We start from the raw sequence: 25,009 nt of genomic DNA, 5'->3' as shown, positions 1-25,009 counted from the left end.
CCCGCCCGGGCGAGTGAGCTTGACCTGCACCTGCATGACTTCGGAGGGTTGATCCGTGCCGCCCAAGGGCTTGACCGAATAGGACACCGCGAACAGGCCATCGACCATGTGCCGGGAAGGCACGAACATACTCAGTTGCGTTTTGACTTCGGTCTGGTCGACGGTTTCAACCCACACGTTTTGCCCGGTGCCCCAGAAGATGGTCAACTTGTCGCCAACCGCCATGTTCCCCCACGGACCCGCCTGGCACTGCAGACCATAAAGTGGAAAATTGCCCAACGCGGCCGCGATGTTGATGCCCCAGATTTTCACCGGAGTTTCCGCTACCGGGCCGGTGCGACCAGGGATATCGAGTTCCGCGAGTACGAGGGGGTTGCTGGGGCTGGACATGGCGCTGACTCCGTGGGCAAAGGCGACGGAGTGAGTTAACGCGTATTGGTGGGCTTGCGCACCTGTCAGATCTGACAGGTGCAGACGGGCATCCGACGGGTGGTGCGGGTTTCGAGTTGTGCTTGTAAGAAACACGGAGTCAGTGCCGGCCCCTTCGCGAGCAGGCTCGCTCCCACAGGGGGTCTTTAGCGATCACAGGTTTTGGGTCCGCCACGGACCAAATGTGGGAGCGAGCCTGCTCGCGAAGGGGCCGGTGCAGCGTTCACATCACTCCTTGACGCTCATGTATTCCTTGGCCCAGAGAATGTATTCCTCCGGCTGGGTATAAGTGTGCGTCAACTCGGTGGCGCTCAGGTCGGAGGCCTGGGTGAAGATCTGCCGCTGTTCGCGCAGGCTGTCGTAGGTTGCCTTGATCGCCGCGAAATAGGCGCCATGCCCGTCGATGGTTACGCGCACGCCAAGTTCGGCCAGGCGCTTGTCGTCGCGCAGCGCCGGGTTGCCGTAAGTCACCAGCATCAGCGGCACCGTCAGGTGTTCGGCGATTTGTTCCAGTTGATCGAAATCCTGCACGCCGACCATGCAAATGCCATCGGCGCCCGCGGCTTGATATTGGCGGGTGCGGCTGATGATTTCCTGGATCGGCAGAATGCCGGCGTTGGTGCGGGCGATGATCGCCATTTCCGTGTCGACCCGCGCTTCCAGTGCCGCGCGGATCTTGCCGACGCCTTCGGCGACCGTGATCAGGTCAGTGGATTTGCGGCCAAATTGCGCAGGCAGCAGGGTGTCTTCGATGGTCAGGGCGGCAATGCCGGCGCGTTCCAGTTCGACAATGGTGCGCATCACGTTGAGGGCGTTGCCGTAACCGTGGTCGGCGTCGGCGATCACCGGCAACTGGGCGACACGGCCGATGCGTGTGGCCTGTTCGGCGAACTCGCTGAGGGTGATCAGGGCAAAGTCCGGTGCACCCAGCACCTGCAACGAAGCCACCGATCCACCGAGAATCCCCACTTCAAAACCGAGGTCGGCCGCGATGCGCGCCGACATAGGATCAAACACCGAGGCCGTGTGGTAGCAGGTGTCGGAGGCCAGTAACTGACGAAAATTACGGCGCAAATCTTGATGAGAAAGCCTGGTCATACGAGTTCCACCAATACAAAGGAATGGAAAGGCTTGAGCAAAGGTGTCAACGCCGAAGAATGAAAAGGCTATCACGCGAATGGGTCAATAATCATGACGAATTTGTCGGGGAGCCGTTTATGGCAGTCCCGAGCTGAAAGGATTCATCTTCGAAACGCGAGCAAGGTCCTCGCCACGGGGGGAGCGGCGTATCAGGCAGCGGCGGCCTGCTGTTGCTGATGGGGCAGCAGCACCGCCCGCACCGAATTGCCCGGTTGCAACTGCAGGCGTTTGGCGGTGAGACGGTCGATCGCCAGGCTGTCGCCGACTCGTCGGGCGCGGGCTACGGTGATTCGGCAGTTCTCCAGACGGCGGTTGTGGATCAGCCACAACGGCGCCTGGTCGTCCGGGCTGCCGAGGCTCAGGGTCAGTTCAAGGCTGTCGCGCACGGTGCGGATATTGCGCACCGGCGCTTCGATCACCGGGCCACCGTCAAAAATATCGATATAGCCTTTGTGGGCAAACCCCTCGGCCTGGAGGATTTTCAGCGCAGGCTCAGTGTTCGGATGCGTCTGGCCGATAGCCGCCTGAGCCGCCTCGGTGAGCAGGCAGGTGTACAGCGGCTGACGCGGCATCAGTTCGGCAATAAAGGCTTTGTTGCCCAATCCCGACAAGTGGTCGGCATGGCTGAAGTCCATCTGGAAGAAGTGCCGGCCCAGGCTGTCCCAGAACGGCGAACAGCCTTGCTCGTCGGCATTGCCGCGCAGTTCGGCAATCATCTTTTCGCCAAACAGGTGAGGAAACTCGGCGACGAACAGCAGGCGGCCGAGCGATAGCAGGCGGCCGTTGCTGCCGACGCGCTGGTCATGGCGCAGGAACAGCGAGCACAGCTCCGATTGGCCGGTCAGCTCGTTATTGAGAAATAACGTCGGAATTTGCCTTTGAATGCCCAGGTCCGGCGCTGAACTGACGGTCACGCCGAGCCGGTAGTTGTACCAGGGCTCGCGCAGGCCAATGGCGCCGGCCATTGCGCTGACGCCGACCACGCGCGATTCGTCGTCTTCGAGTACAAACAGATAATCGGCGTCGGCGCGCTCCACCTGTTCGGCGAACGCGCGCTGTGCCCAGCGCACCCGGTGAGCGAGGCGGTCTTCGTTGGCCGGCAGGGTCGTGAACCCCGGGCCCGCCTGCTGCACCAGGGTCATCAAGGCGGGCAGGTCGCTGACTTTGACCGGACGGACAATCATGCTGTAGCTCCTTTTGCGCGCCTGGCGGGGCGCTGTCGTGGGGTTCGGAACCGGGCGCGGTTCACAGGGCAATCAGCCGGATCGGGCTGCCCTCGGTCACGTTCAGCGCCGCACAGAGGGCGGGGGTGAGGCACAGCGGTTGATCGGGTTGATAATCGAGTTCGGCCACTACGGCTCGAAAACCGTGCAGTGCATCGTTGCTCAGCAGGTAACGCCCGCGCGCATCGATGTGTGGCTGTTGTTGCACCGCGACAGTTTGGCTGCGTGCGATCGAGCGGATGTTCGTCGTGCGCGCATACAGCGTCGGGCCGGCATCGAACAGGTCGATGTAGCTGTTGGTCTCAAAACCTTCCCGCGCCAGGATGTCGAACGCTTCCTGGCCGTCCGGGTGAATCTTGCCAATACAGTCCTGCGCCGCTTGCGGCAACATCGGCACGTAGATCGGGTATTGCGGCATCAGTTCGGCGAGGAATGTCCGGCTCTGCAATCCGCACAGGCGTTCGGCTTCGAGGTAGGGCAAGTCGAAGAAATGTTTGCCCAGTGCATCCCAGAACGGTGAATGGCCGTCTGCGTCGCTGTAACCGACGATTTCGGTAATCACCGTCTCGGCAAAACGTGGCGCGTGTGCGGCGATGAACAGCAGGCGCGCCCGTGACAGCAGCTCGGAAAATGCTGTGCGCACCAGCGTCGGATCGATGTGGAAACCGCGCAGCAAGGTGTGGCCGCTGAGGTCATGGCACAACGACAATGCCGGCACGCCGTGTTCGATGTTCAGCTCCCGCGAGGCACTGGTGAAGTGACGGTTGCGCAGGCTGTAGAACGGCTCGTTGAAACCGGCGGTGGCGAGGATCTCCGAGCAGCCGAGCAGTTGCTGGCTGTCGAGGTCTTGCAGGACGAAAAAATAGTTTTCCGGGCCCTGCGCTGCCGCTTCGCTGTCGAACGAAGCGCAGGAGGCGGCAATCTTGTCGCGCAGGCGTTCGCGGTCGTCAGGCAACGAGGTCACGCCGACCAGACTGTCGCGGGCCAGTTGCTGTAGCTGGGGCAGGTCGCTCTGCTCGACCGGGCGTAAGACCAGCATGGATGTAACTCCTGTATCAAAAGGCTTGGCGCGTTCGCCAAGCCTGACTATCACTGTCGGTGTCCACGCGATAAATCGGCGGTCGCCTGATTTGTTGTCAGACGCCGCTCTTTTTCTTGTCAGCCGTTGCTCGGGTCAGGCAGCGCCGTACTGGCGCCAAGCTTGTTGAGGAAAAACAGATAGACCAGACCCAACGCAATCCAGATCAGCCCGAGTTTCTGGGCATCGACGCCCATGTTGTACATGATGGCCGCAACGATGCTGAAGCCGATCGCCGGGCAGAGCAGATGGCGTACCACCCGACCGGACTTCTGCCGACGCCAGTAGTAGTTGATGACCGTCAGATGCAGCAGCATGAAACCGCTGAGCGCGCCGAAGTTGACCAGCGAGGTGAGGGTGTCGACCGAGTTGATGAACAGATAGCAGATCACCAGCGACAGCACCGCCACCAGATAGATGCTCAGGTACGGTGTGTTGTGTTTCGGATGAACCCTGGCGAGCACTTTTGGCAGTTTGCCGTCGCGGGCCATGCCAAACAGCAGGCGCGACACCGCAGCCTGCGACGTGATTGCCACGGCGACGCCCCAGGCCAGAGCGGTTGCCACGGCGGTCAGCGTGGCCAGCCAACTACCGGCGGCGATTTCGGCGATTTCATAGAACGCGGTGTCGGCGGACTTGAAGCCCATGCCGGCCGCCAGGTCGGTGGCGATCCAGGTTTGCGCGACAAATATCACCCCCATCACCAATAGCGTGATCAACGCCGCTTTGCCGACGCTCTTGCCCGGGTCGCCCTTGATTTCCTCGGCAAGCGTGGAAATCGCATCGAAGCCCAGGAACGACAGCACCGCAATCGACACCGCTTGCATCAGCAGGGCGAAGTTGAAGGTTTCCGGGTGATACAGCGGCGCCAGCGTCAACTCACCATTGCCGCCGCCACTGTGCAGGGCAGTCCAGGCGTAGAACAGAAAAATGCCGAGGACCACCAGCTGCGCGAGCAGAAAGACAATGTTCATCCGCGCTGTGAAGGTGATGCCGCGCAGGTTGACGAACGTCGCGCTGACCAGGAACGCCAGAATGAAGCCGACCTTGGGAATGTCCGGATACAGATGGTTCAGGGCCATCGCCGCATACACATACAGCAGCGGCGGAATCAGCAGGTAATCGAGCAGCATCAGCCAGCCGGCGATGAAACCGACATGTTGATTCAGGCCGCGCTGCGCGTAGGAATACACCGAGCCCGCAATCGGAAAAGCGCGGGCCATGCTGCCGTAGCTCAGCGCCGTGAACAGCATTGCCACCATGCCGATGATGTACGCCAGCGGCACCATGCCCGGCGCTTCGGCGTTGACGTAGCCATACACACCGAACGGGGCGATGGGAATCATGAAGATCATCCCGTAAACCACCAGATCGGTTAGGGTCAGACTCCGTTTCAACTCTTGTTTGTAGCCGAATTCTTCAATTTCCATGAAGCGCAACTCCTTGTCTGGCAATCGGTCGTTTCAGTTGTTATGGCGGTCGATCATTTACAGCGTCAGCAGAGTTTTCCTACAACAGTGGTGCGAGGTAATCGGCCCAGCGCGACACGTCTTCGCGGTTGCGCAGCAGATCGTTGCGCACCTCGATCAGCACCGAGTCCAGGCCCCGGGCATCACCATGGACCGGCACTGTCATGTCGCCCAGCGGGTCGATCCGGTATGGCTGGTTGCCCGCCACTTTCAGCGAGTGTTTGTCGAGACCGTCGAGTACGCGTTGGGCGTAGGCCTGCGCCTGGCCGAACAGCACGCCGATTTCCAGCGGTCGCGGCTGGCCGTAATACACCGGGGTGAAACTGTGAATCCCTACGACCCGCACCGGTTGGCCTTGGGCAATGCGCTCGTCGATCAGCGTCTGCAAGCGCGCATGAAACGGCTTGAACAACTTCTGCCGGCGGTACTCGCGGGTGGCTTCGTCAAGCTCGCGGTTGCCCGGAATCTGATAGATCTCGCTCTGCGTCGGAATACTGTCGGGCGCGTGGCGTGGGCGGTTGAGGTCGATCAGCAGTCGCGAGTAGTTGGCGCTCAACAGCGTCGCATTCAGTTGCTGCGACAGTTGCTCGGCCAGTTCCAGGGCGCCAATGTCCCAGGCGATGTGTTCAGCCGCCGCTGCATCGTCCAGGCCCAGATTGTTCAGGGCCTTGGGGATGTAGCGACTGGCGTGCTCGCACACGAGAATCAACGGCGTCGTCGACTGCTCGCGACTAAGGTTATAGACCGGTCGGGTGTATAACCCCAGTTCGGCGGATTCAGTACAGGCGTGCATAGTGCTCACACAAGTCAGCGGGCGAGAGCTGTTCCGTCAGCGCCAGTTCCTCGGTTTTAAGGGCGTGGTAGGTGTCGAGCAACGGCTTGGGCAGCCATTCGTTGAAGGCGCCGCTGTCGCGCAGGCAATCCAGCGCCTGCGCCAGCGAGGCGGGCAGGGCAACAATGCCCCGGGCCTTGCGTTGCTCGTCGTTGAGTGAATCGGGAATCTCGTCGGTGATTGCGTTCAGCGCCAGTCGTTGCTCGATGCCCAGGCGGCCGGCGATCAGCAGTGCGGCCATGGCCAGGTGTGGCGAGGCGGTGGCGTCCATGGCGCGGAACTCCAGATTGAATTGCCGGGCCACGGACTTGCCGCCCAGGGTCACCGTCGGGCAGATGCGCAGCGCCGCCTCACGGTTCTGTTGCCCCAGGCAGGCGTAGGACGCGCTCCAGTGATGCGGCTGCAAGCGCTCGTACGACACCGGCGTCGGTGCAGTGAACGCACACAAGGCCGGCAAATAGTGCAAGACGCCAGCCGCCCAGTGTTGGCCAATTTGCGACAGGCCATTGATGGTGCCGGCGTCGTACAGCACCGGCTGGCCGGCGAGGTCGAGCAGGCTGATGTGCAGATGCACGCCGTTGCACACGGCATTGGCGGCGGTCTTCGGCGCGAAACTCAGCGCCAGGCCCATCTGCCGGGCGATCTCGCGGCTGATCTCGCGCACGTTCACCGCGCGGTCTGCCGCGGCCACGCCGAGTGTCGGTCGGCAGGTGATTTCGTATTGATGCTTGCCGTATTCGGGCAGGAACATTTCCGGCTCGACGCCGCCGGCGCGTAAAGCGCTGAGCAGCCAGCCGCCGAATTCGGCGCCCTGACGCTGGGCTTCCAGGGAAAACGCCGAATGTTCGGCGATGCCCGCGTGCAGGTTGAATTCGTGTTCGAAGGCAGCATTGACCTGCAAGCCCAGCGTCTCGCGATAACGCTCGATCTCATCGCGCAGCAACGTGCGCGGGCAGGCGCCCCACGGTCGGCCATCGGTCTCGCGAATGTCGCCGTGAATGAAGTCCAGCGCCGGCGCGTCGGCGTCCGGGCCAGTGCCGACGGTGACGCGGCTGCTCAGGTCGGGAATCAGGCGCAAGTCGCCATACGCGCCCCACGGGTTGGTTGAGGCAATGATGTCTTGCGGGGTCAACGCGCTGTTGGCCGGCACCCAGCCGCAACCGGCCACTTCATAATGCTCCAGCTCATCGGTGGGAAACGAGCGGCCCCGGGTGATGCCGATCAGGTCGGTGGTCACCAGGGTCGTCATCGGCAGCGGCGTCAGGCGGGCGCTCATGGCTGCATCTCCTGCAGACGGCCGAGCACAGTGGCGGTGTCGGTGATCCAGCAGTAACCCTTGATCGCATTCAGGCAGGCGTGATGGCGTTCGGCGCTGTAGGTGGCGCAGGCGTCTTCGACCAGCGTCACCAGGTAGCCACGGTCGGCGGCGTCGCGCACGGCCATGTCGACGCACTGGTCGGTGACGATGCCGGCAATGATCAGGTGGCGGGTTTCGAGGTTGCGCAGCACGTAGTCGATGGCGGTCGAGTTGAACACGCCGGAGGAGGTCTTCGGCAAGATGACTTCATTTTCCAGCGGAGTCAGCTCGGCGATTACCTGTGCCTGCGGGCTGCCCTTGGGCAGGTGCATGTCCGACAGCTTGTGGTCCAGCGAGCGGTCGCGGCCATCGGCGGTCAGGCTTTCGATCAAGGTATGCAGGACGTTTTGCCGGGCCTGACGAAAAGCCCCGAGCAAGCGCTGCTGATTGGGTATGACCTGCCCACGGGCACGCTCAAGGAAATACGCCGCGTCCGGGTCATTGAGGTGAGGATCGAACTGTGGTTCGAGCCAGGCACGCTGCATGTCAACCAGGAGCAATGCCGTGTGGTCGGTGACAAACGGCAGATCCCGCGGCGAGCGGTGGGGAAGGCTGAACATCCTTATTTATCCTCCAGCAGGTGGGTGGCGAAGTCGTTGCGCAGGGCGTCGATGCCTTCCAGGCGATCGGCCAGATCCGGGCCGCGCTGGGTCAGGCAGGCAATCAGCGCCTCGACCTGTGCCAGCGCCGGCACCATGGTGTCGAAGGGCGACGCCGATTCCACCGGCGCGCTGATGATCAGGTCGGCCATTTCACGCAGTGGCGAGGCATAGATGTCGGTGAACAGCACCACCCGGGCGCTGTGGTTTTTTGCCGCCGCGGCCACGCGCAGGGCCTGGGTCTGATAACGGCGATAGTCGAACACCAGGACGACGTCCTGACGTTGCAGATCGAACAGCCGGTCAGGCAGCAGTGCGTTGTCTTCCAAAGCAAAACAACCCGGACGCAACAGGCGCAGATGGTTGAGCAGGTAGGTGGCCATCAGGCTGCTGAAACGACCGCCAAAGCAATACACCTGATGCCGGGTGTCGAGCAGCCATTCGGTGAGGATGCGCACGTCTTCCGGCTGGGTCAGCGATTGGGTGTCTACCAGCAAGCGATGGCTCTCGCCCAGATAATGGCCCCAGACGTCGTCTTTATTGTGCTGGGCGCGCGGTTGTAACAGCGTGCGTGGCGAACGCAGGCGATGGTCCATGTCGCTGAGCAAGGCATCCTGAAATTCGGCATAGCCGCTGAAACCGAGCTTTTTTACCAGCCGGACGATGGTCGGATCACTGACGCCGGCGTGTTCGGCCAGCCGCGCCATCGGGCCAAGGCCATTGCGTGGATACTGATCAAGCAGCGCGCGAACGACTTTGCGCTCCGACGGCGTAAGATCCAGGCCGGGGTTGGTGATCAGATCTCTAAGAGGGGGCATCCGGGCTCCTGCTGGATGAGGGGGTTGTTGAATTCGCTTCACAATCCGTTAAAAGAGTATTTATGTAACTGTGGCTACATGTCTAGTGAATTTTTGTAGCTGTTTAAGCGGCCCCGAAACAGGGCAAACAGCCCGTATCAAAAGGGCTACACGTAAGTCGATCTGCCTTGTAGTCCATCGCCTACGACAGCGTGCGAAATTGCCGTCTTTGCGCTTGCCAGCGCTACAGTGCATAACCATGAGGCCCCCTGTTTCCGTCGGTCTACTCCAAAAAACGGCGGCACCTCCTTGATTCTCAATAACCTTCAACCGAGTGAAAGCATGTGCAAAGCAGCCGTTTGACATTGATCTGCCATGCGCGAACCGTCGCACAGAAATTGGCGATATTTCCTACTGACGAGCCTGTTGAAAATTCGTGTCAGGCGTCCGACCTTTTTCCTACACGTTTCAGCGCTGCACGCCGGCTGATCTGCGGTCCGGAACTGCGTACCCGGCAGACTGCCGCGTGGTTCGGTGCGGATGCTCAGGTGGAGCCAGCGCTACGCGATTGCGATTGGGGGCGCTGGCAGGGTCGAACGCTCAAGGATTTGCAGGCGAGCGAGGCCGATGCGTTGCAGCGCTGGCTGAGCGATCCGCAGGCCGCCCCTCATGGCGGCGAGTCAGTGGCGCAGTTGCGTGCACGGGTCGCGAATTGGTTGTGTGAAGTTCAGCTCAATCCGGGGCATGTGGTTGCTGTGACCCATCCTTACGTCATGCGTGCGGCTTTGCTGCACGTGATGCAGGGCGCGGCGTTCAACGCGATTGATGTCGAACCGCTGTCGACCGTCGAGTTGCAGTTCAACGGCCTCTGGCGGTTACGTTTGCCTGGGGCTGACCTCCAAGGAGCACGCTGATGAAACACTTGCTGGTGATCGGTATCGGTGCCGGGAATCCGGACTACATCACAATGCAGGCAGTGAAAGCGCTGAATCGGGTCGATGTGTTCTTCCTGATGGATAAAGGTCAGCGCAAGCACAAGCTGATCGATTTGCGCCGCGAGATCTGTGAGCGCTACATCACGCAGCCCGCGTACCGCTTCGTCGAAGCACACAGCCCGGAGCGCGCGCGTGGCGACGTCGACTACGCCACAAGCGTCGATGAGCTGAACCGCGCCCGGCAGCAGACCTTCGAGCGCCTGATCAATGACGAATTGGCCGACGGTCAGTGCGGCGGTTTTCTAGTGTGGGGCGACCCGGCGTTATACGACAGCACGGTGCGCATCCTCCAGGCGATCCTGGCTGCCGGGACGTGTGTTTTTGATTTCGAAGTCATTCCTGGCATCACCAGCGTTCAGGCCTTGGCGGCGCAACACAAAGTGCCGCTGAACGCGATCGGGCGCTCGGTGGAAATCACCACGGGACGTCGCCTGGCGGCGGGGCAGGCGAGTGAGGCGGACAGTCTGGTGGTGATGCTTGACGCCGAGGACGCGTATCAGCGGGTGGCGGATCGGCAGACGGAGATTTTCTGGGGGGCTTACCTGGGCACGCCGGACGAAATTCTCCTCAGCGGCCGGCTGGCGGATGTCGCAGACGAGATTGAACGGGTGCGCAAGGCGGCGCGGGCGCAGCATGGGTGGATCATGGATACCTATTTGCTGCGTAAGCCCTGAATTGTCAGTGGACGTGCCGGCGCTATCGCGAGCAGGCTCACTCCTACAATTGACTGGGTTCACAATTCAAATGTAGGAGTGAGCCTGCTCGCGATGACGGCGGCACATTCACCACAGATTCTGGACAGCAAAAAGAAACCCGGTGCAACGCCAGTCGCACCGGGTTTTTTGTTGCCAGCCCACCGCCGATGTCGTGGATCCGCGATTGGCCTTGAACGCTGTATCAGGCGCGTTCCAGCGCCAGCGCCACACCCTGACCGCCACCGATGCACAAGGTCGCCAGACCTTTTTTGGCATCGCGCTTGATCATTTCATGCAACAGCGTGACCAGCACGCGGCAGCCCGAGGCACCGATCGGGTGGCCGAGGGCGATGGCGCCGCCGTTGACGTTGACCTTGTCCAGGTCCCATTGCAGATCCTTGGCCACCGCCAGCGATTGTGCGGCGAACGCTTCGTTGGCTTCGATCAGGTCGAGTTGGTCAAGGGTCCAGCCGGCCTTGTCCAGGCAACGGCGCGTCGCCGAAACCGGGCCGATGCCCATGATCGCCGGGTCAACACCCGCATTGGCGTAAGCGGCGATGGTTGCCAGCACGGGCAGGCCCAGGGCTTTGGCTTTCTCGGCGCTCATCAGGATCACTGCGGCCGCGCCGTCGTTCAACGACGAAGCGTTGCCGGCGGTGACGCTGCCGTCCTTTTTGAAGGCCGGGCGCAGTTTCGCCAGGGACTCGGCGGTGGTATCGCCGCGTGGCTGTTCGTCAACCTTGAAGGCGACAGGATCGCCCTTGCGCTGCGGGATCAGAATCGGGGTGATTTCATCAACGAAGCGACCAGCCTCAATCGCGGCAGCCGCTTTTTGCTGAGACGCGGCAGCAAACGCGTCCTGTTGCTCGCGGCTGATCTCATATTTGTCGACCAGATTTTCGGCGGTGGTGCCCATGTGGTAATCGTTGAAGGCGTCCCACAGGCCATCGCTGATCATCGTGTCGACGATTTGTGCGTGGCCCATGCGCAGACCGGTGCGCGCGCCCGGCATGATGTAGTTGGACAGGCTCATGTTCTCCTGACCGCCAGCGATGATCACCTCAGCGTCGCCGCAACGGATCGCTTGTGCGCCGAGGTGCAAAGCCTTGAGGCCCGAGCCGCAGACCTTGTTCAGGGTCATGGCCGGTACGGCGTGGGGCAGGCCGGCCTTGATTGCGGCCTGGCGCGCCGGGTTCTGGCCTGCACCGGCGGTCAACACCTGGCCCATGATCACCTCATCGACCTGCGCACCGTCCAGACCGGTCTGTTCGAGCAACTGGCGGATCACCGCCGCGCCCAGATCCACCGCGGAAACATTGGCCAGGGCACCCTGGAAACTGCCGATCGCGGTACGCGTGGCGGCAACAATGACGACGTCTTGCATTTTCAAATTCCTCACTGGGCAGCGAACTGCATTTCCGGTACGTGATCCGGGACGATCAGTTTACCAGCGGTTTTGGCGACGATTTCCTCGACGCTGACGCCAGGTGCGCGTTCCTTGAGGACAAAAGCGCCATTTTCGATTTCCAGATAGGCGAGGTCAGTCAGTACACGCTTGATGCAGCCGGCGCCGGTCAATGGCAGGCTGCATTTGGCTAGCAGCTTGGACTCACCGTCCTTCGACGCGTGGGTCATGATGACAATGATGTTGTCGGCACCGGCCACCAGATCCATCGCGCCGCCCATGCCTTTCACCAGTTTGCCGGGGATCATCCACGAGGCGATGTTGCCCTCGACGTCCACTTCGAATGCGCCAAGCACGGTCAGGTCAACGTGGCCGCCGCGGATCATCGCAAAGGATTCGGCGGAATTGAAGATCGACGCGCCGATGCGTGCGGTCACGGTTTGTTTGCCGGCGTTGATCATGTCGGCATCGATGGTTTCTTCGGTAGGAAAAGGTCCCATGCCGAGCAGGCCGTTTTCCGATTGCAGCATGACTTCCATGCCTTCGGGAATATAGTTGGCGACCAGGGTCGGAATGCCGATGCCGAGGTTGACGTAGTAGCCGTCCTGCATTTCGCGGGCGACGCGCTGAGCCATTTGTTCGCGGGTAAGTGCCATGTTGTTGTTCTCCGTAGCCCTGAATTATTTGCGGACGGTGCGCTGTTCGATGCGTTTTTCGAACGTGCCGCAAATGACCCGATCGACGTAAATGCCCGGGGTGTGGATCTGGCTCGGGTCCAGCTCGCCGGGCTCGACGATTTCTTCGACTTCGACCACGGTGATTCTGCCGGCGGTGGCGGCCAGCGGGTTGAAGTTCTGCGCGGTGTGGCGGTAGACGACGTTACCGAAGTGGTCGGCTTTCCAGCCTTTGACGATGGCGAAATCACCGGTGATGGATTCTTCCATCAGGTACTTGCGCCCGTTGAATTCACGCACTTCCTTGCCTTCGGCGACCGGGGTGCCGACCCCGGTGGCGGTGAAGAACGCCGGAATGCCGGCGCCGCCCGCGCGCATCTTCTCGGCGAGGGTGCCCTGCGGCGTGAGGATGACCTCGATTTCGCCCTTGAGCAGTTGGTCTTCGAACAGCTTGTTTTCGCCAACGTAAGAGGCGACGACCTTGCTGATCTGACGGTCGGTGAGCAGCACGCCAAGACCGAAGCCATCGACGCCGCAGTTGTTGGAAACCACCGTGAGGTCGCGGGTGCCCTTGCGCTTGATCTCGGCGATCAGGTTTTCCGGAATGCCACACAAGCCGAAGCCGCCGGCGATGATGGTCATGCCATCCTCAAGCCCGGCCAGGGCTTCCTCGTAGGAACTCACACGCTTGTCGAAACCTGCCATAGGCACCTCTTTTATTATTTGCGGGCGGCTGGCTAGCCGAATGGTTGGAGTGTCGCGCTGATAGATATATTTGTTAAGTTGATTTTTACGGTTGATTGATTGATAAAGCTCAATAACGATTTGGTCGTTCCCACGCTCCGCGTGGGAATGCCTGCAGGGACACTCCGCGTCCAGTGATGCGGAGCATCACGGGCTGCATTCCCACGCCGGAGCGTGGGAACGATCAAACGATCAGTAACCGAGGCGTGCAGCTTGACGCTTGCAGCTTACAACTGGAGCGAAGCGACCATGACCATCAAACAGATCCGCGCCTTTCTCGCCGTGGCCCAGAGCCTGAGTTTCGCCGTGGCCTGCGAGCGTCTGCATTTATCTCAATCGGCGTTGAGCCTGACTATCAAGGCGCTGGAAGAAGGCCTGGGCGGGCGTCTGTTCAGCCGCAACACGCGTAATGTGGCGCTGACGGCAGAAGGCGAATCCTTGCTGCCACTGGCGCGGCGGCTGATTGCAGACTGGGACAACGCCGAAGACGAAATGCGTCAACGCTTCAGCCTGCAACGCGGGCGCGTGACGCTGGCGGCGATGCCGTCGTTTGCCGGCAACTTGCTGCCGCCGATCCTGAAGACGTTTCGCGCGCGATATCCCAACGTCAACGTTACGGTCAACGACGTGATCAACGAGCAAGTGCTGGAAATGGTTCGCGATCGTCAGGTTGAACTGGGCGTGGCATTTGAGCCCATGCAAAACACCTCGATGACCTTCACGCCGTTGTACCGGGATCGCTTCGTGGCGGTGGTGCCGATGGATTCGCCGTTGGCGCAGCGCGGCGAGATCGATTGGCAGACGTTACTGCAAGAGCCATTTATTACCTTGCAGCGACCATCGACGGTGCGGGTGATGCTGGAGGAGCATTTGCAGGCGCGGGGGATGAAATTGCCGGTGGAATTCGAAAGCCACCAATTGGCGACCGTCGGCAGAATGGTCGCCAGTGGCCTGGGCGTCAGTGCGGTTCCGGCATTGTGTGCCGGGCAAATGCAGGAGCTGGGCGCGCACTGCCTGACCTTGAAGGATTCGGTGGAACGCGCCATCGGCGTGCTGACCGAGCCGGGCAATGAACTGTCGGCAGCGGCGCAAGCATTATTCGACATTCTCCAGCAGGAAAACCTGAGTGAACGCCTGCCTTCCTGACCCCAAGGCAATCCCCCTGTAGGAGCGAGCCTGCTCGCGAAGGCGTCCTGCCAGTCAATGTCTTCGGTGCAGACAGATCGCCTTCGCGAGCAAGCCCGCTCCCACAGGGAAGTGGTGTGGTCAGGAAAGAAGGCGTTCGGTCAGCAGCGGCAACAGCTGTTCGCAAGACGCTTCGATCTTCAGGTCGAGCAAATCGTCCGCGCGAGTCTTGCCCAGATTGAGCGCAATCAGCGGCTTGCCGCGGTCAGAGATCACCCGGCACAGGCGAAACGCCGAATACGCCATCAACGAAGAACCTACCACCAACATTCCCGCGGCATGCTCTGCCGCGGCCATCGCCCGGGCGGCGGTGTGTTGCGCGACGTTCTCACCGAAAAATACGACATCCGGTTTCAACCGCTCGCCGGCACAATGAGGGCAATGCGGCACCTCGAAGCGCGCCTCGAACGCCGGGTCGAGCAGGGTGTCGCCATCGGGTGCCTGGACGGCGTCCACGCCCGCCAGATACGGGTTTTGCCGCTCCATCAACTGCTGAATTGTGTCGCGCTCACTGCGCTGGCCGCAATCCAGGCACAGCACACGATGCAAGTTGCCATGCAATTCGATCACATCAGCACTGCCTGCCTGGTCGTGGAGGGCGTCGACGTTTTGCGTGATGAGGTCGCGGAGCAGCCCATGGCGCTGCAGCGCGGCCAAGGCCTGGTGCGCCGCATTCGGCTGCGCCTGGCGCACCTTCGGCCAGCCGAGCATGGCCCGCGCCCAGTAGCGACGACGAGACTCCGCGGCCGCGAGGAATTCCTGATACATCATCGGCTGCCGGCCACGGCGTACGCCTTCGCTGTCACGGTAATCGGGAATGCCCGACGGTGTGCTGATCCCGGCACCGGTCAGCACGAGAAAATCGCCATCGGCCATCGCCTGTTGCAGCGTGTCGAGGTCGCGGGTCGGGCTGTCGAGCATGGTCAGCACTCCAGAGTGGGCAGTGCCAGCAGGTTAGCACGCGATCCGCATCGTCTACTTGCGCGCCTCCAGAATCAGGTTGAACGGCGTCTGCGTGGCCCGACGGAACTGCTTGAATCCGGCCTCGGTAAAGACTTTGCGCAGGCGCATTTCACCGGCTTGGGCACCGAGGCCGAGGCCGACCTCCTGAGACAGCGAGTTGGGGGTGCAAATGAATGTCGAAGCCGCGTAAAACAGGCGTCCGACCGCGTTGAAATTATCGTCCAGCTTGTCGTTGGCGAACGGTTCGACCAGCAACACGGTGCCATCGTCTTTCAGCGAGTCGTAAGCGTGGCGTGCGGCTCCGACTGGGTCGCCCATATCGTGCAGGCAATCGAAAAAACAGATCAGATCGTAGTCGTCGCCGGGGTAGTTTTTTGCCGTGGCCTCGAAGAAGCCGGCCCGGTTGCCGACACCACCTTCTTCGGCCCGTTGGGTGGCGACCGTAATCGACGGCGCATGAAAGTCGAAACCGACAAACTGCGACCGGGGAAAGGCCTGAGCCATGATTACCGTCGAGGCGCCGTGACCGCAGCCGATGTCGGCGACTTTGCCACCGCGTTCGAGTTTGGCCACTACGCCGTCCAGCGCCGGCAGCCATTCGGCGATCAGGTGGCCCTTGTAGCCGGGGCGGAAGAACCGCTCGGTGCCGGAGAACATGCATGGATGGTGATCGCCCCATGGCAGGGCGCCGTTGCCGCGCATGGCTTTGACCAGTTTGTCCTTGTCATGGAAAAACGACGCCACCACCCCGAGCCCGCCGGCGACATACACCGGCGAGTCTTCCACCGCCAGCGCCAGCGCTTGTTCTTCCGGCAGACGGAACTGGCCGTCACGGTGTTCCATGTAGCCGGACGCCGCGTGTGCGCTGAGCCATTCGCGCACCAGACGCGGGTTGCAGGTGGTTTTCGCGGCGAGGGCTTCGGGGCTGATCGGTTGGCTGTCGGCCATGGCCCGGTACAAGCCGAGCTCTTCGCCGACGATGACATTGGCCAGCATGGCCGCGCCGCCCATATCGTTGAGCAATTTGCCCATGAATTCGTTGAGTTTCGCCTCATTCATCACGTGTGCTCCTGAAACAGGATCACCGTCCGGCGGCGTTGAATGTCGAGGCAGGCGCCACCGGGCGGTGGTCACGGATTAGGGCAGGGCACCGCTGAAGTCCTGCGTCCCCCTCGACTGGGTAATGAATGAGTCTAGCTCGGTTTTGCGGGGCAGCCGAGCCATTGTGGCGGGTAGGGATGCTGGCGGTAGAAGTGGCGCAGTTGGGTCGCGTCGTGTTCAAACCAGGCATGCAGCCATTGCCGGTATTGCGCCTGTACCGCCGCTTCTAATATTGGCCGCCGAAGGCAGTCGTGAACCGCTTGTGCCGCCTGCATGCCGCTCATCAGCGCCTTGAGCACACCATGCGACGCCGCCGGATCGAGCCGGCTTGCACAGTCGCCGACCAGAAAATAGCCGTTGCCGGCGGCGGCCTTGCTGATACGCCAGCTGACGTCGGCGCCGCGGATCGGACCGGCTTGCGGCAATACGCGCAGCGCTTCGGGCAGCATTTGCCGGTCAGCGTTTTGCGCCCGATCAGTTGCGAATGCCAGGTTTGTCCAGTGCAGCAATTGTGTCTGGACCTGAGCGATCCAGGTCCAGCCGTAAGGCCCGGCCAGCAGGTGCGGGGTGTTTGCGTAAGGACCGAGACAGCCGTGGAGATAACCATAGCGCACCTGGAGCGGCGGTGAACCCGCTTGATCCGGCAGCGCCAATTGCCGGCCCAGCCAGCCAGTGGCGCCGCTGGCATCGATCAGCCAGGCAGCGTGCAGGCAACCGCTGTCAGTTTCCAGGCCTGTCACGCGGGCATCGAGAGTGAGCACTTTGCTCGCGCGGCACGGCTGGCGCACCTGCACGCCGAGCCGCCGTGCTTGTTGCAGCAAGGCGCCATCGAGGTCGGCCCGGGCAATCTGGAAACCCCGCCACGGGCCATTCTCATCCGCGCCAAAGGGGCTGAAACGCGGCGGGCCATCCCAGTGTATCCAGTGCCCGTCAAAACGCATGGCTGCCGGGGAGCATAATTGTCCGGCGACGCCGAGTTGTTGCAACAACGGCTCGATGCCCGGATGCAGACTTTCGCCGGGGCGAAATCGTGGGAACGGCCGGCGCTCGACCAAAGCAACCCGAAGGCCTCGCTGGGCGCAACTGATCGCACAGGCGCAGCCTGCGGGACCGGCGCCGACAACAACGACATCAAACCGCGTCACTGACGACCTGCCAGGGCAGAGCGTCAGGTTTCATCAAAATGGCATCGGCGCTGACCAGCAGAATCACCTGTTCCTCGACCTCGACGTTGCGCAACTTGAAGTCCTCTTCGGCAATCTGCACGGCGCCGCGCTTGTACATGAAAAAACGCAACACCCAACCTTCGAGGATCAGTCCGGCCTCCTGTTGCGCCGTGTCCAGTTCACCGTCGGGACGCTGCACATCGCGCAGCGACAACAGGGGCCAGGCGTTGCGCAGGGCTTTGTCGTTATCAGCGCCGAGCGCGCGGTACACCCGATACATCGACAAGACACGCTGCTCATAGGCCCGCTGCGACGTTTTGCCGGTCATGCTCAGGGAGAAGTGGCCGTCGAGGGCCACCTGGGTGTAGTCGGCGTGGGCATAGGCGCGATACTGAACAATCAGCCGATCCTCCTGGACAATCAGTTGTGGCCCGCGCTGGTCGTCCCAGGCAACCGCGCCGTCCCCACCGATTTCCTGACCCGTCAGCGGAATAATGCTGTGCAGGCTTGAGCGGGGTTCGAAGACTCGCGCCGAATCCGGTGCCACCCCCGGCCAGAAGGAACCCAATGCCGCGCAGATTTTCGCATCTTCGGGGAATGGGCTGGCCATCTGATAGCCGGCCAGAATGTTGAGCCATTGCGCATCGGCTGCTGGCCGCCGAACCCAGCCGACTTCCCACCCCGGGCCAAAAACGCCGGCAGCGCTGTCGGGCAGCGAAGACGGGCGCAAGACCTCGGGATGTGACCTCTGACCTTGAGCCGGGTCGCCATGCTCGGCCAGCGCGACGATTGCCGTCACGCCGCGATCGGCGGGCGAAAATAACTGGTCTTTCAAGTCGAGGTTGGCGCAGTAGCGCACATTAGATAGCGCTTGCAGTCGGGCATGCCAGATATCGGGGCTTGTGAGTATCGGTTCGTCGTTGACCCATTGCAGCAATTTGCGCTGCGTGCACAGTGGGTAAAAGTCGGGAGGGCCGATCACCGAATAGGCGGCGATTGCTGGCAAGCTGTCCGCCAGCGCCGGACAATGCGGCCGCACCCAGCCATCGGCTGTGGCGTCCTGATAATGCAAGGCCCGATAGCCACCCTGGCGCACGAGCGCTTCGACGTCCTCGCGCTGGTTAAGGTCCTCGATACGGCCGTCCTCTGTGACCTTGTGGCGACCGTGGACCATCCCGCCGGTGTTGGCCGGCATCAGGAATGACAGCGGCTGGCCCTGAAACTCGACGGGTTCGACCAGGCGCGTTCGCGGTTGCGGCAGCAGCAGACCCGGGCCGAAGTCTTCGGCGTCTGCCCAGTGGGCCAGCCCCGCACTCACGACGAAAGGCGGCTGGCTGATTTCCGGTTCTTGCCAGCCCGTGCCGCTGTGACGCAAATGGACGTGGCGCAGCTTTTCGTTGACCTGATGATTCTCCAGCGTCACCGCCAGTGCCATGGCGGCCAGGCACTGCGGGCCATCGAACAGTTTGTGCAGCGGCACCCAGAACTCCAGGCCAGGATCGACCTCGCCCTGAAAGTCCATCGGTCCAAAACGCTGGGCATCGCCGGGCAACTGCATGGCAATCCAGGCGCTGTAGCGTACCGGCATCACGCGGATGCCGTGGGCGTCGTTGTCGACAAACGGCAGAAAGCTACGCAGCCTGGCGTCATAGCGGGCGGGCGCGGTGCCGACACGGGCGATGCCGGTGCGCGAAAAGCACAGGTCGGCGTGTCGGCCATGCACGGTGTCGGCGGCGCAGCGATACTCGCTGGCAAACGCGACCACCGCCAACGGCGCGCCCCGGGCGGTCAGGCGCAGTTGCTCCAGCGTGGGCGGATCAAGGCTGTAGACATAGTTCAGAACGGTCTCGATTTCGCCGGCCGTGGGGAACAGCTGCAAGGCCTGACCTTTGTCATCGACTGTCACTCGCGGCGACGCCAGCGCGTGATACAGCAAGCTGCGCGAAGGCGCCGCCGCTGTTACTGCGCGCTCACCGTCCGCGGCGAAGTCTTCAAATCCTGGCAGCGCTCGGTTGATGGCCAGCGTTCGGCCCAGCTCAGCCGCCAGCGGTTCGGCGAGCAGGTCCAGCCCATGGGCCAGCATCAGCGAATGCCAGCCGCCGGGTGCCAGTCGCCGGCAGATCTGAGTGACGGATTCGAGCAGAGCCATGGCGGCACCTCGGTACGATTCGGGCGAATCGTCATGAGACAGCAGAGCGCTGTGGGCCGCTACTGTCAGATCTGACAGTAGCGGGGCGTGAGGGTCACGCCATCAACAGTAAAGCCCTTTGCTCAAGCGCAACAGTCGGTCGATTCCGGCGAGGCTGTAGGCACATGCCCAAGGTGTTGTCGGTGCTGGGGTGGCCTGCAAAACAGCTTTAAACACGAGGGTTCGAAAGCTTAGCCATGCAGCGGTAATTTGAGTTCGGCACACAGTCCGCCGCCGTCGCGGTTGCTCAAACTCAGAGACCCGCCCAGCGCCATGGCCAGTTGTTGGGCAATCGCCAGGCCCAGGCCCGTGCCACCGGTGTCGCGGTTGCGCGAGTTCTCCACGCGGTAGAACGGCTCCATCACCTGCGCCAACTCATCCTCGGCGATGCCCGGGCCACGATCCAGGACTTTCACCGACAGACTGTTGCCATCCGCTTCGACCTGCAATTGCGCGGCGCCGGCGAATTTCAGCGCGTTATCGGTCAGGTTCACCAGCACCCGGCGCAGTGCCTGCGGACGGGTGTCGATCACGGCTTTGCTTTTGCCGCCGAGCTGCACGTCCTTGCCCATGTCCTGGTAATCGAACACCAGACTGTCTAAAAACGAGTCGAGATCGGTGCGCCGACTTTCCTCGGTAGCGCCGTGGATACTTCGGGCGTAGGCCACGCCTTCACGCACCAGATGCTCGATCTCGCCGAGGTCGCTGCTCAGCTTGTCTTTTTCCACCGAGTCGTCCATGAATTCGGCGCGCAGTTTCATCCGCGTGATCGGCGTTTGCAGGTCGTGGGAAATCGCTGCGAGCAACTGCATGCGTTCCTTCAGGTAGGCTGCGATGCGCGTCTGCATGGCGTTGAACGCCCGCGCCGCGTGGACCACTTCGGTCGGGCCATGCTCGTCGAGCTTGATCGGGTGCGCGTTGGGGTCGAGGGTTTCCACCGCGTTGGCGAGGCGAGTGAGGGGGCGGATGGCGATGCGCACGGCAAGCCAGGTGCACAGGATCAGCAGCGCCAATTGGCCCAGCAGCACCACCGGCAACCACGGTGAAAGTGGCACCATCGCCGGACGTATATCAATGGTCACCGGGCTGCCGTCACTCAGGCGCAGGTGGCCCTGGAAATGCCGCCTAGGCCCGCCGGGAATTTCGGTAAAGACCACCGGGTAGGTGGCGCCAATGGCGGCGGTGATCGAGGCGATCGCCACCGATTCATCCCCTGAGGTGACCGGCATGCCCGGCTCGCCTTCATTGAGCAGGTAGGCGTAATTACGCCGCGCCAGGCGCGGCAGCCAAGCCTCGCGCTCGGCGGCGGGCAAGCGATCGAGGATCGCCATCGAGGTCGCAACATCGGTTTCGAGGTTGCCGAGCATGGTGCTTTTGGCGCTCTGGTAACGCTCGTAATACTGCGCGCCGAACGACAGACCCTGGGCCAGAATCAGCCCGATCAGGAAAATCAGCGACAGACGCGAGGCGAGGGTGCGCGGCCATTGCAGCTTGAAATTCATGCCGGCGCCCCGAGCAGTTCGACTGGCAGGGAAAACACATAGCCTTCACTGCGCACGGTCTTGATGTAGGCCGGCTCGCGGGCATCGTCGAGCAGACGCTGGCGCAGGCGGCTGACCAGCAAGTCGATGGAGCGGTCAAACAGATCGGCGTCGCGGCCCTGGGTCAGGTTCAGCAGTTGATCGCGGCTGAGGACCCGTTGCGGGTGATCGAGAAACACCCGCAGCAAGCGATATTCGGCGCCGCTGAGGGCGACCATGGTGCCGTCCTTGTCCAGCAAATGGCGGGCCGAGGTGTCCAGTTGCCAGCGGCCAAAGGCGAGCAAGCGCCCGGCTTCAGTGACCACCAGATTTGGCGGCAACATCCGTGTGCGGCGCAGCACGGCGTTGATGCGCGCCAGCAATTCACGGGCGGCGAACGGTTTGGTCAGGTAATCGTCGGCACCCATTTCCAGGCCGATGATGCGGTCGGTTTCATCGTTGCGCGCGGTGAGCATCAACACCGGCGTGGCCTTGTGTTTGCCGACGCGCAGTTCCCGACACAGCTGCAGGCCATCGTCGCCGGGCATCATGATGTCGAGCACGATCAGGTCGACGGTGTTGGCTTCGAGAAAACTGCGCATCTGCCGACCATCGGCGACCACTGTGGTACGCAGGCCGTTTTTCTTCAGGTAGTTACCCACCAGTTCACGGATCTCGCGATCGTCGTCGACGATGAGAATGTGATCGACATGTTCCATCGGTTGCAGCCTCTGTGGGAAGGGGGAATGCCGTGCAGTCTATAGCGCCGTTAGCCGCACGCCTGCCTGCCTTTGTATTGCAGTGTATCTGCCGCAACGGCGGATACACGATGACGCAAAAACGCGATTTTTTCGGGGTTTTGTATCGCTGTGTATCTATGCCGGACGTGGATACACAGCGAGTGATTCTCGTCCTTTCCTGACACAGACGCGATACCTCAAGAGCCTCAAATAGGCTCCATCGAGGCACACACAGATCGCCTCGGCTCAAACCCACTGAAGCCTTGAGGACACCACCATGAACAACAAATCCGTATTCGCCGCCTGCCTGTTCGCCGCGCTGAACATCTGCACTCTGTCGGCCCACGCCGAAGCTGACGTCAGCCGGCAAACCTACACCTACGGCACGCATCTGGATATCCAGAAAGTGCTGTCGATGACTGAGGACACCTCGGTGACCTGCGGCATCACCGAGGCGCGCATGACCTACCTCGATTCCGCCGGCAAGACCCGCGAGCTGGATTACAGCAAATTCGCTGACGGCTGCAACAACCAGAACTGAGTCATCCCCAACTTTCTGCAAGGAGTTTTGTCATGAACAACGTCTCGCGCTTTTTAACCGCTGTTGCCTTTTCCTTCGCCGGTGTTGCGGCCCATGCCAACAGCGCCGTCGAACAGAGCAGTTGCGCCAGCAGCACCTGCTTCCAGCTGACGACGGTGGCGAAGGAGGGCAGCGATGCACTGATCGCGGCCGATGGTTCCAGCCGCACGCCGCAGGGCCAGATGGTCGCCGCCGATGGGTCCAGCCGCACACCGCAGGGCCAGTTGGTCGCCGCTGATGGCTCCAGCCGCACGCCACAAGGCCAGACCCTCGCCGCGGATGGCTCCAGCCGTACACCTCAAGGCCAACTGGTCGCAGAAAACGGTACCAGTCGCACGCCTCAAGGGCAGTTGCTCGACGGCCAGAACGCATGAGTCACGGCGTCAATAAAGCGCGCTAGCGAGGGGGTGTTTCCCTCGCTGGCCGGTTGCGTGCCCAGCCCCCATTCAAGGTGACCCCCTATGTACCTCATTGCATTTCTCGGCGGTCTGCTGACCGTCCTCAGTCCCTGCATCCTGCCGGTGGTGCCGTTTCTGTTCGCTGGCGCCAACCGTACGCGTTCCTCGATCTTGCTGACCCTCGGCGGCATGGCGCTGACCTTCGCGCTGATCTCAAGCCTCGCCGTGGTCAGCAGCGAGTGGGTGATTCAGGCCAGTAACACCGGCCGCCACGTTGCCTTGGTCGCGATGGCGCTGTTTGCCCTGTCGCTGATCTCGGCACGCGTCGGCGACTGGCTGACCCGGCCCTTTGTTGCGCTGGGCAACCGCCTCGATCAGGACACCCGTAAACGTGCCGGCCCGATGGGCTCGATCATGCTTGGCGTTGCTACCGGTCTGCTGTGGGCGCCGTGTGCGGGGCCGATCCTCGGGGTGATTCTCACCGGTGCGATGCTGCAAGGTGCCAATGCGCAGACCAGCCTGTTGCTGCTGGCTTACGGCGCCGGCAGTGCCTTGTCGCTGGGGACATTGATTTTCGCCGGGCGCGGTCTGGTCAATCGGCTGAAACCGTCGATCCCGTTCAGCGGCTGGTTGCGTCGCGGTGCCGGGGTGGCAGTACTTGCGACCGTTGCAGTGATCTCGACGGGCGCAGACAAAACCCTGCTCGCCGGCACGTCCTCCGAGGGCGTCGCCAGCGTCGAGAAAAACGTTCTGGAAAACGTACCGAAAGTGGTCGATTACTTTGTCAGCAAGGTCCGCGCCGATTCGATGATGGATGAAGCCAAAGGCGCCATGCCGTCGCTGTCCGGCGCCGTGCAGTGGCTCAATTCACCCGAGCTGAGCCCCGAGTCTTTGCGCGGCAAAGTGGTACTGGTGGATTTCTGGACCTACGACTGCATCAACTGCCAGAACACTCTGCCGTACGTCAAAGAGTGGGCCAGGAAATACGAGAAGGACGGCCTGGTGGTAATCGGTGTCCACACTCCCGAATATGGCTACGAGCGCATTATCAACAACGTCAAGGATCAGGTGAAAAAGCTCGGTATCACTTACCCGGTAGCCATCGACAACAACTATGTGATCTGGCGCAACTTCAACAATCAATACTGGCCGGCGCACTACTTGATCGACGCCAGGGGCCAGGTGCGTTACAGCCACTTTGGCGAAGGTCGCTACGAGGCGCAGGAGCAAATGATCCAGCAGTTGCTGAAAGAAGCGAAGGCGCCCGAGGCGTAAACCCACAACCTGTTGCAGCGGCTTAACAGATTGCCACCACTCATCGGCAAAGCCGCTGTTTTACTGCTCTGCCGGACGATCGGCAAGGACGCCGCAGCGCCTCGGCGCGATAGTGAGGGAGCAGGGCCACTGCCGACCCTGCGACACAGCAAGAACGCGAGGTTGCCATGCCCAGATTCGTGATTGAACGCGAGATTCCGGGTGCAGGGACGCTGTCGGAACAACAACTCAAAACAGTGTCACAGACCTCCTGCCAGGTATTGCGTGAACTCGGGCCGCAGGTGCAGTGGCTGCACAGCTACGTTACCGCCGACAAAATCTATTGCGTCTACATTGCACCCGATGAAGACCAGGTGCGCGAGCATGCCCGGCTTGGTGGGTTTCCCGCCAACAGCGTGGCACGGGTGATGCGGGTCATCGACCCGACCACGGCCGAGTAACGGCATACCCAATCTG

The 25,009-nt window shown here is 61.9% G+C and carries 25 protein-coding genes; 7 read left to right on the top strand and 18 right to left on the bottom strand.

Annotation, left to right across the window (positions count from 1 at the left end; translation table 11 throughout):
- From HU755_RS12500 to HU755_RS12460, 9 genes are all read right to left on the bottom strand, one after another.
- The coding region (locus tag HU755_RS12500) for a hypothetical protein (protein ID WP_186632988.1) at positions 1–390 on the bottom strand (390 nt) is incomplete at its 3' end.
- 267 nt (positions 391–657) lie between these two features.
- Positions 658–1,527, bottom strand: a complete 870-nt coding sequence (locus HU755_RS12495; RefSeq protein WP_186619295.1) for an oxaloacetate decarboxylase — start codon at positions 1,525–1,527, stop codon at positions 658–660.
- 191 nt (positions 1,528–1,718) lie between these two features.
- The gene (astA, locus tag HU755_RS12490; protein WP_186632985.1) at positions 1,719–2,753 is read right to left on the bottom strand and encodes an arginine N-succinyltransferase; all 1,035 of its coding nucleotides are present in this window, start codon (positions 2,751–2,753) and stop codon (positions 1,719–1,721) included.
- 61 nt (positions 2,754–2,814) lie between these two features.
- The gene (locus tag HU755_RS12485) at positions 2,815–3,831 is read right to left on the bottom strand and encodes an arginine N-succinyltransferase (RefSeq protein ID WP_186632982.1); all 1,017 of its coding nucleotides are present in this window, start codon (positions 3,829–3,831) and stop codon (positions 2,815–2,817) included.
- Between the two features lie 119 nt (positions 3,832–3,950).
- On the bottom strand, positions 3,951–5,300 hold the full coding sequence (locus HU755_RS12480) for an APC family permease (RefSeq protein ID WP_186632979.1): 1,350 nt from the start codon (positions 5,298–5,300) through the stop codon (positions 3,951–3,953).
- Between the two features lie 79 nt (positions 5,301–5,379).
- The gene (locus HU755_RS12475) at positions 5,380–6,132 is read right to left on the bottom strand and encodes an N-formylglutamate amidohydrolase (RefSeq protein WP_186551655.1); all 753 of its coding nucleotides are present in this window, start codon (positions 6,130–6,132) and stop codon (positions 5,380–5,382) included.
- A complete protein-coding gene (locus tag HU755_RS12470; RefSeq protein ID WP_186632976.1) occupies positions 6,116–7,447 on the bottom strand; it encodes a glutamine synthetase in 1,332 nt (443 codons plus the stop codon). Before HU755_RS12470 ends, HU755_RS12475 begins: the two co-directional genes overlap by 17 nt.
- Complete coding sequence (locus tag HU755_RS12465; RefSeq protein ID WP_186632973.1) at positions 7,444–8,088, bottom strand: isochorismatase family cysteine hydrolase; 645 nt, start codon at positions 8,086–8,088, stop codon at positions 7,444–7,446. The genes HU755_RS12470 and HU755_RS12465 overlap by 4 nt, the downstream gene beginning before the upstream one ends.
- A gap of 2 nt (positions 8,089–8,090) precedes the next feature.
- Positions 8,091–8,945: a MurR/RpiR family transcriptional regulator gene (locus tag HU755_RS12460; RefSeq protein ID WP_186619302.1), complete on the bottom strand. Its 855-nt coding sequence runs from the start codon at positions 8,943–8,945 to the stop codon at positions 8,091–8,093.
- 323 nt (positions 8,946–9,268) lie between these two features.
- Between HU755_RS12460 and HU755_RS12455 the strand changes: the two genes are divergently transcribed.
- Entirely contained in the window at positions 9,269–9,838 is a 570-nt protein-coding gene (locus HU755_RS12455; protein WP_186632971.1) for a histidine phosphatase family protein, read from the top strand.
- Positions 9,838–10,593: a precorrin-6A synthase (deacetylating) gene (cobF, locus tag HU755_RS12450; protein ID WP_186632968.1), complete on the top strand. Its 756-nt coding sequence runs from the start codon at positions 9,838–9,840 to the stop codon at positions 10,591–10,593. Before HU755_RS12455 ends, cobF begins: the two co-directional genes overlap by 1 nt.
- A gap of 223 nt (positions 10,594–10,816) precedes the next feature.
- Here the strand turns inward: cobF and HU755_RS12445 are convergent, their stop codons facing one another.
- From HU755_RS12445 to HU755_RS12435, 3 genes are read right to left on the bottom strand one after another with little or no spacing between them, the layout of a single operon-like run.
- Positions 10,817–11,998, bottom strand: a complete 1,182-nt coding sequence (locus HU755_RS12445) for an acetyl-CoA C-acetyltransferase (RefSeq protein WP_186632965.1) — start codon at positions 11,996–11,998, stop codon at positions 10,817–10,819.
- 11 nt (positions 11,999–12,009) lie between these two features.
- A complete protein-coding gene (locus tag HU755_RS12440) occupies positions 12,010–12,675 on the bottom strand; it encodes a CoA transferase subunit B (RefSeq protein WP_016774134.1) in 666 nt (221 codons plus the stop codon).
- A gap of 24 nt (positions 12,676–12,699) precedes the next feature.
- Positions 12,700–13,398 (bottom strand): CoA transferase subunit A, encoded by a 699-nt coding sequence (locus tag HU755_RS12435; RefSeq protein ID WP_186632962.1) that lies wholly within the window; start codon positions 13,396–13,398, stop codon positions 12,700–12,702.
- A gap of 288 nt (positions 13,399–13,686) precedes the next feature.
- Here HU755_RS12435 and HU755_RS12430 point away from each other — a divergent pair, with 288 nt between their 5' ends.
- Positions 13,687–14,583, top strand: coding sequence for a LysR family transcriptional regulator (locus HU755_RS12430; RefSeq protein WP_186551647.1), 897 nt, complete (start codon positions 13,687–13,689; stop codon positions 14,581–14,583).
- Between the two features lie 120 nt (positions 14,584–14,703).
- On the opposite strand, the gene HU755_RS12425 is transcribed toward HU755_RS12430, so the two are convergent.
- The 6 genes from HU755_RS12425 to HU755_RS12400 form a co-directional block, all read right to left on the bottom strand.
- Positions 14,704–15,543: an NAD-dependent protein deacetylase gene (locus tag HU755_RS12425; protein WP_186632959.1), complete on the bottom strand. Its 840-nt coding sequence runs from the start codon at positions 15,541–15,543 to the stop codon at positions 14,704–14,706.
- 54 nt (positions 15,544–15,597) lie between these two features.
- Complete coding sequence (locus HU755_RS12420; RefSeq protein WP_186632956.1) at positions 15,598–16,644, bottom strand: class I SAM-dependent methyltransferase; 1,047 nt, start codon at positions 16,642–16,644, stop codon at positions 15,598–15,600.
- A gap of 134 nt (positions 16,645–16,778) precedes the next feature.
- Positions 16,779–17,831 carry an FAD-dependent oxidoreductase gene (locus tag HU755_RS12415; protein WP_186632953.1) on the bottom strand — a complete coding sequence of 351 codons (1,053 nt, stop codon included), beginning with the start codon at positions 17,829–17,831 and terminating at the stop codon, positions 16,779–16,781.
- On the bottom strand, positions 17,818–20,001 hold the full coding sequence (locus HU755_RS12410) for a hypothetical protein (protein WP_186632950.1): 2,184 nt from the start codon (positions 19,999–20,001) through the stop codon (positions 17,818–17,820). The genes HU755_RS12415 and HU755_RS12410 overlap by 14 nt, the downstream gene beginning before the upstream one ends.
- 230 nt (positions 20,002–20,231) lie before the next feature.
- Positions 20,232–21,542 carry a HAMP domain-containing sensor histidine kinase gene (locus tag HU755_RS12405; protein ID WP_186632946.1) on the bottom strand — a complete coding sequence of 437 codons (1,311 nt, stop codon included), beginning with the start codon at positions 21,540–21,542 and terminating at the stop codon, positions 20,232–20,234.
- Positions 21,539–22,279: a response regulator gene (locus HU755_RS12400; protein ID WP_102902756.1), complete on the bottom strand. Its 741-nt coding sequence runs from the start codon at positions 22,277–22,279 to the stop codon at positions 21,539–21,541. Before HU755_RS12400 ends, HU755_RS12405 begins: the two co-directional genes overlap by 4 nt.
- A gap of 298 nt (positions 22,280–22,577) precedes the next feature.
- Between HU755_RS12400 and HU755_RS12395 the strand changes: the two genes are divergently transcribed.
- From HU755_RS12395 to HU755_RS12380, 4 genes are all read left to right on the top strand, one after another.
- Positions 22,578–22,841: a DUF2790 domain-containing protein gene (locus tag HU755_RS12395; protein ID WP_016775158.1), complete on the top strand. Its 264-nt coding sequence runs from the start codon at positions 22,578–22,580 to the stop codon at positions 22,839–22,841.
- 32 nt (positions 22,842–22,873) lie between these two features.
- A complete protein-coding gene (locus HU755_RS12390) occupies positions 22,874–23,254 on the top strand; it encodes a hypothetical protein (protein WP_186632943.1) in 381 nt (126 codons plus the stop codon).
- An 87-nt stretch (positions 23,255–23,341) separates the two neighbouring features.
- Positions 23,342–24,553: a cytochrome c biogenesis protein DipZ gene (locus HU755_RS12385; RefSeq protein WP_186632940.1), complete on the top strand. Its 1,212-nt coding sequence runs from the start codon at positions 23,342–23,344 to the stop codon at positions 24,551–24,553.
- A 167-nt stretch (positions 24,554–24,720) separates the two neighbouring features.
- Positions 24,721–24,993, top strand: a complete 273-nt coding sequence (locus HU755_RS12380) for a DUF4242 domain-containing protein (RefSeq protein ID WP_186551639.1) — start codon at positions 24,721–24,723, stop codon at positions 24,991–24,993.
- Positions 24,994–25,009 lie beyond the last annotated feature (16 nt).

It is taken from the genome of Pseudomonas sp. SWRI111, assembly GCF_014268555.1.
In the GTDB taxonomy this organism is placed as follows: Bacteria; Pseudomonadota; Gammaproteobacteria; order Pseudomonadales; family Pseudomonadaceae; genus Aquipseudomonas; species Aquipseudomonas hamedanensis.
Note: the sequence above shows the minus strand (reverse complement) of the source record. Positions and strands in the feature narration are given on the sequence as shown.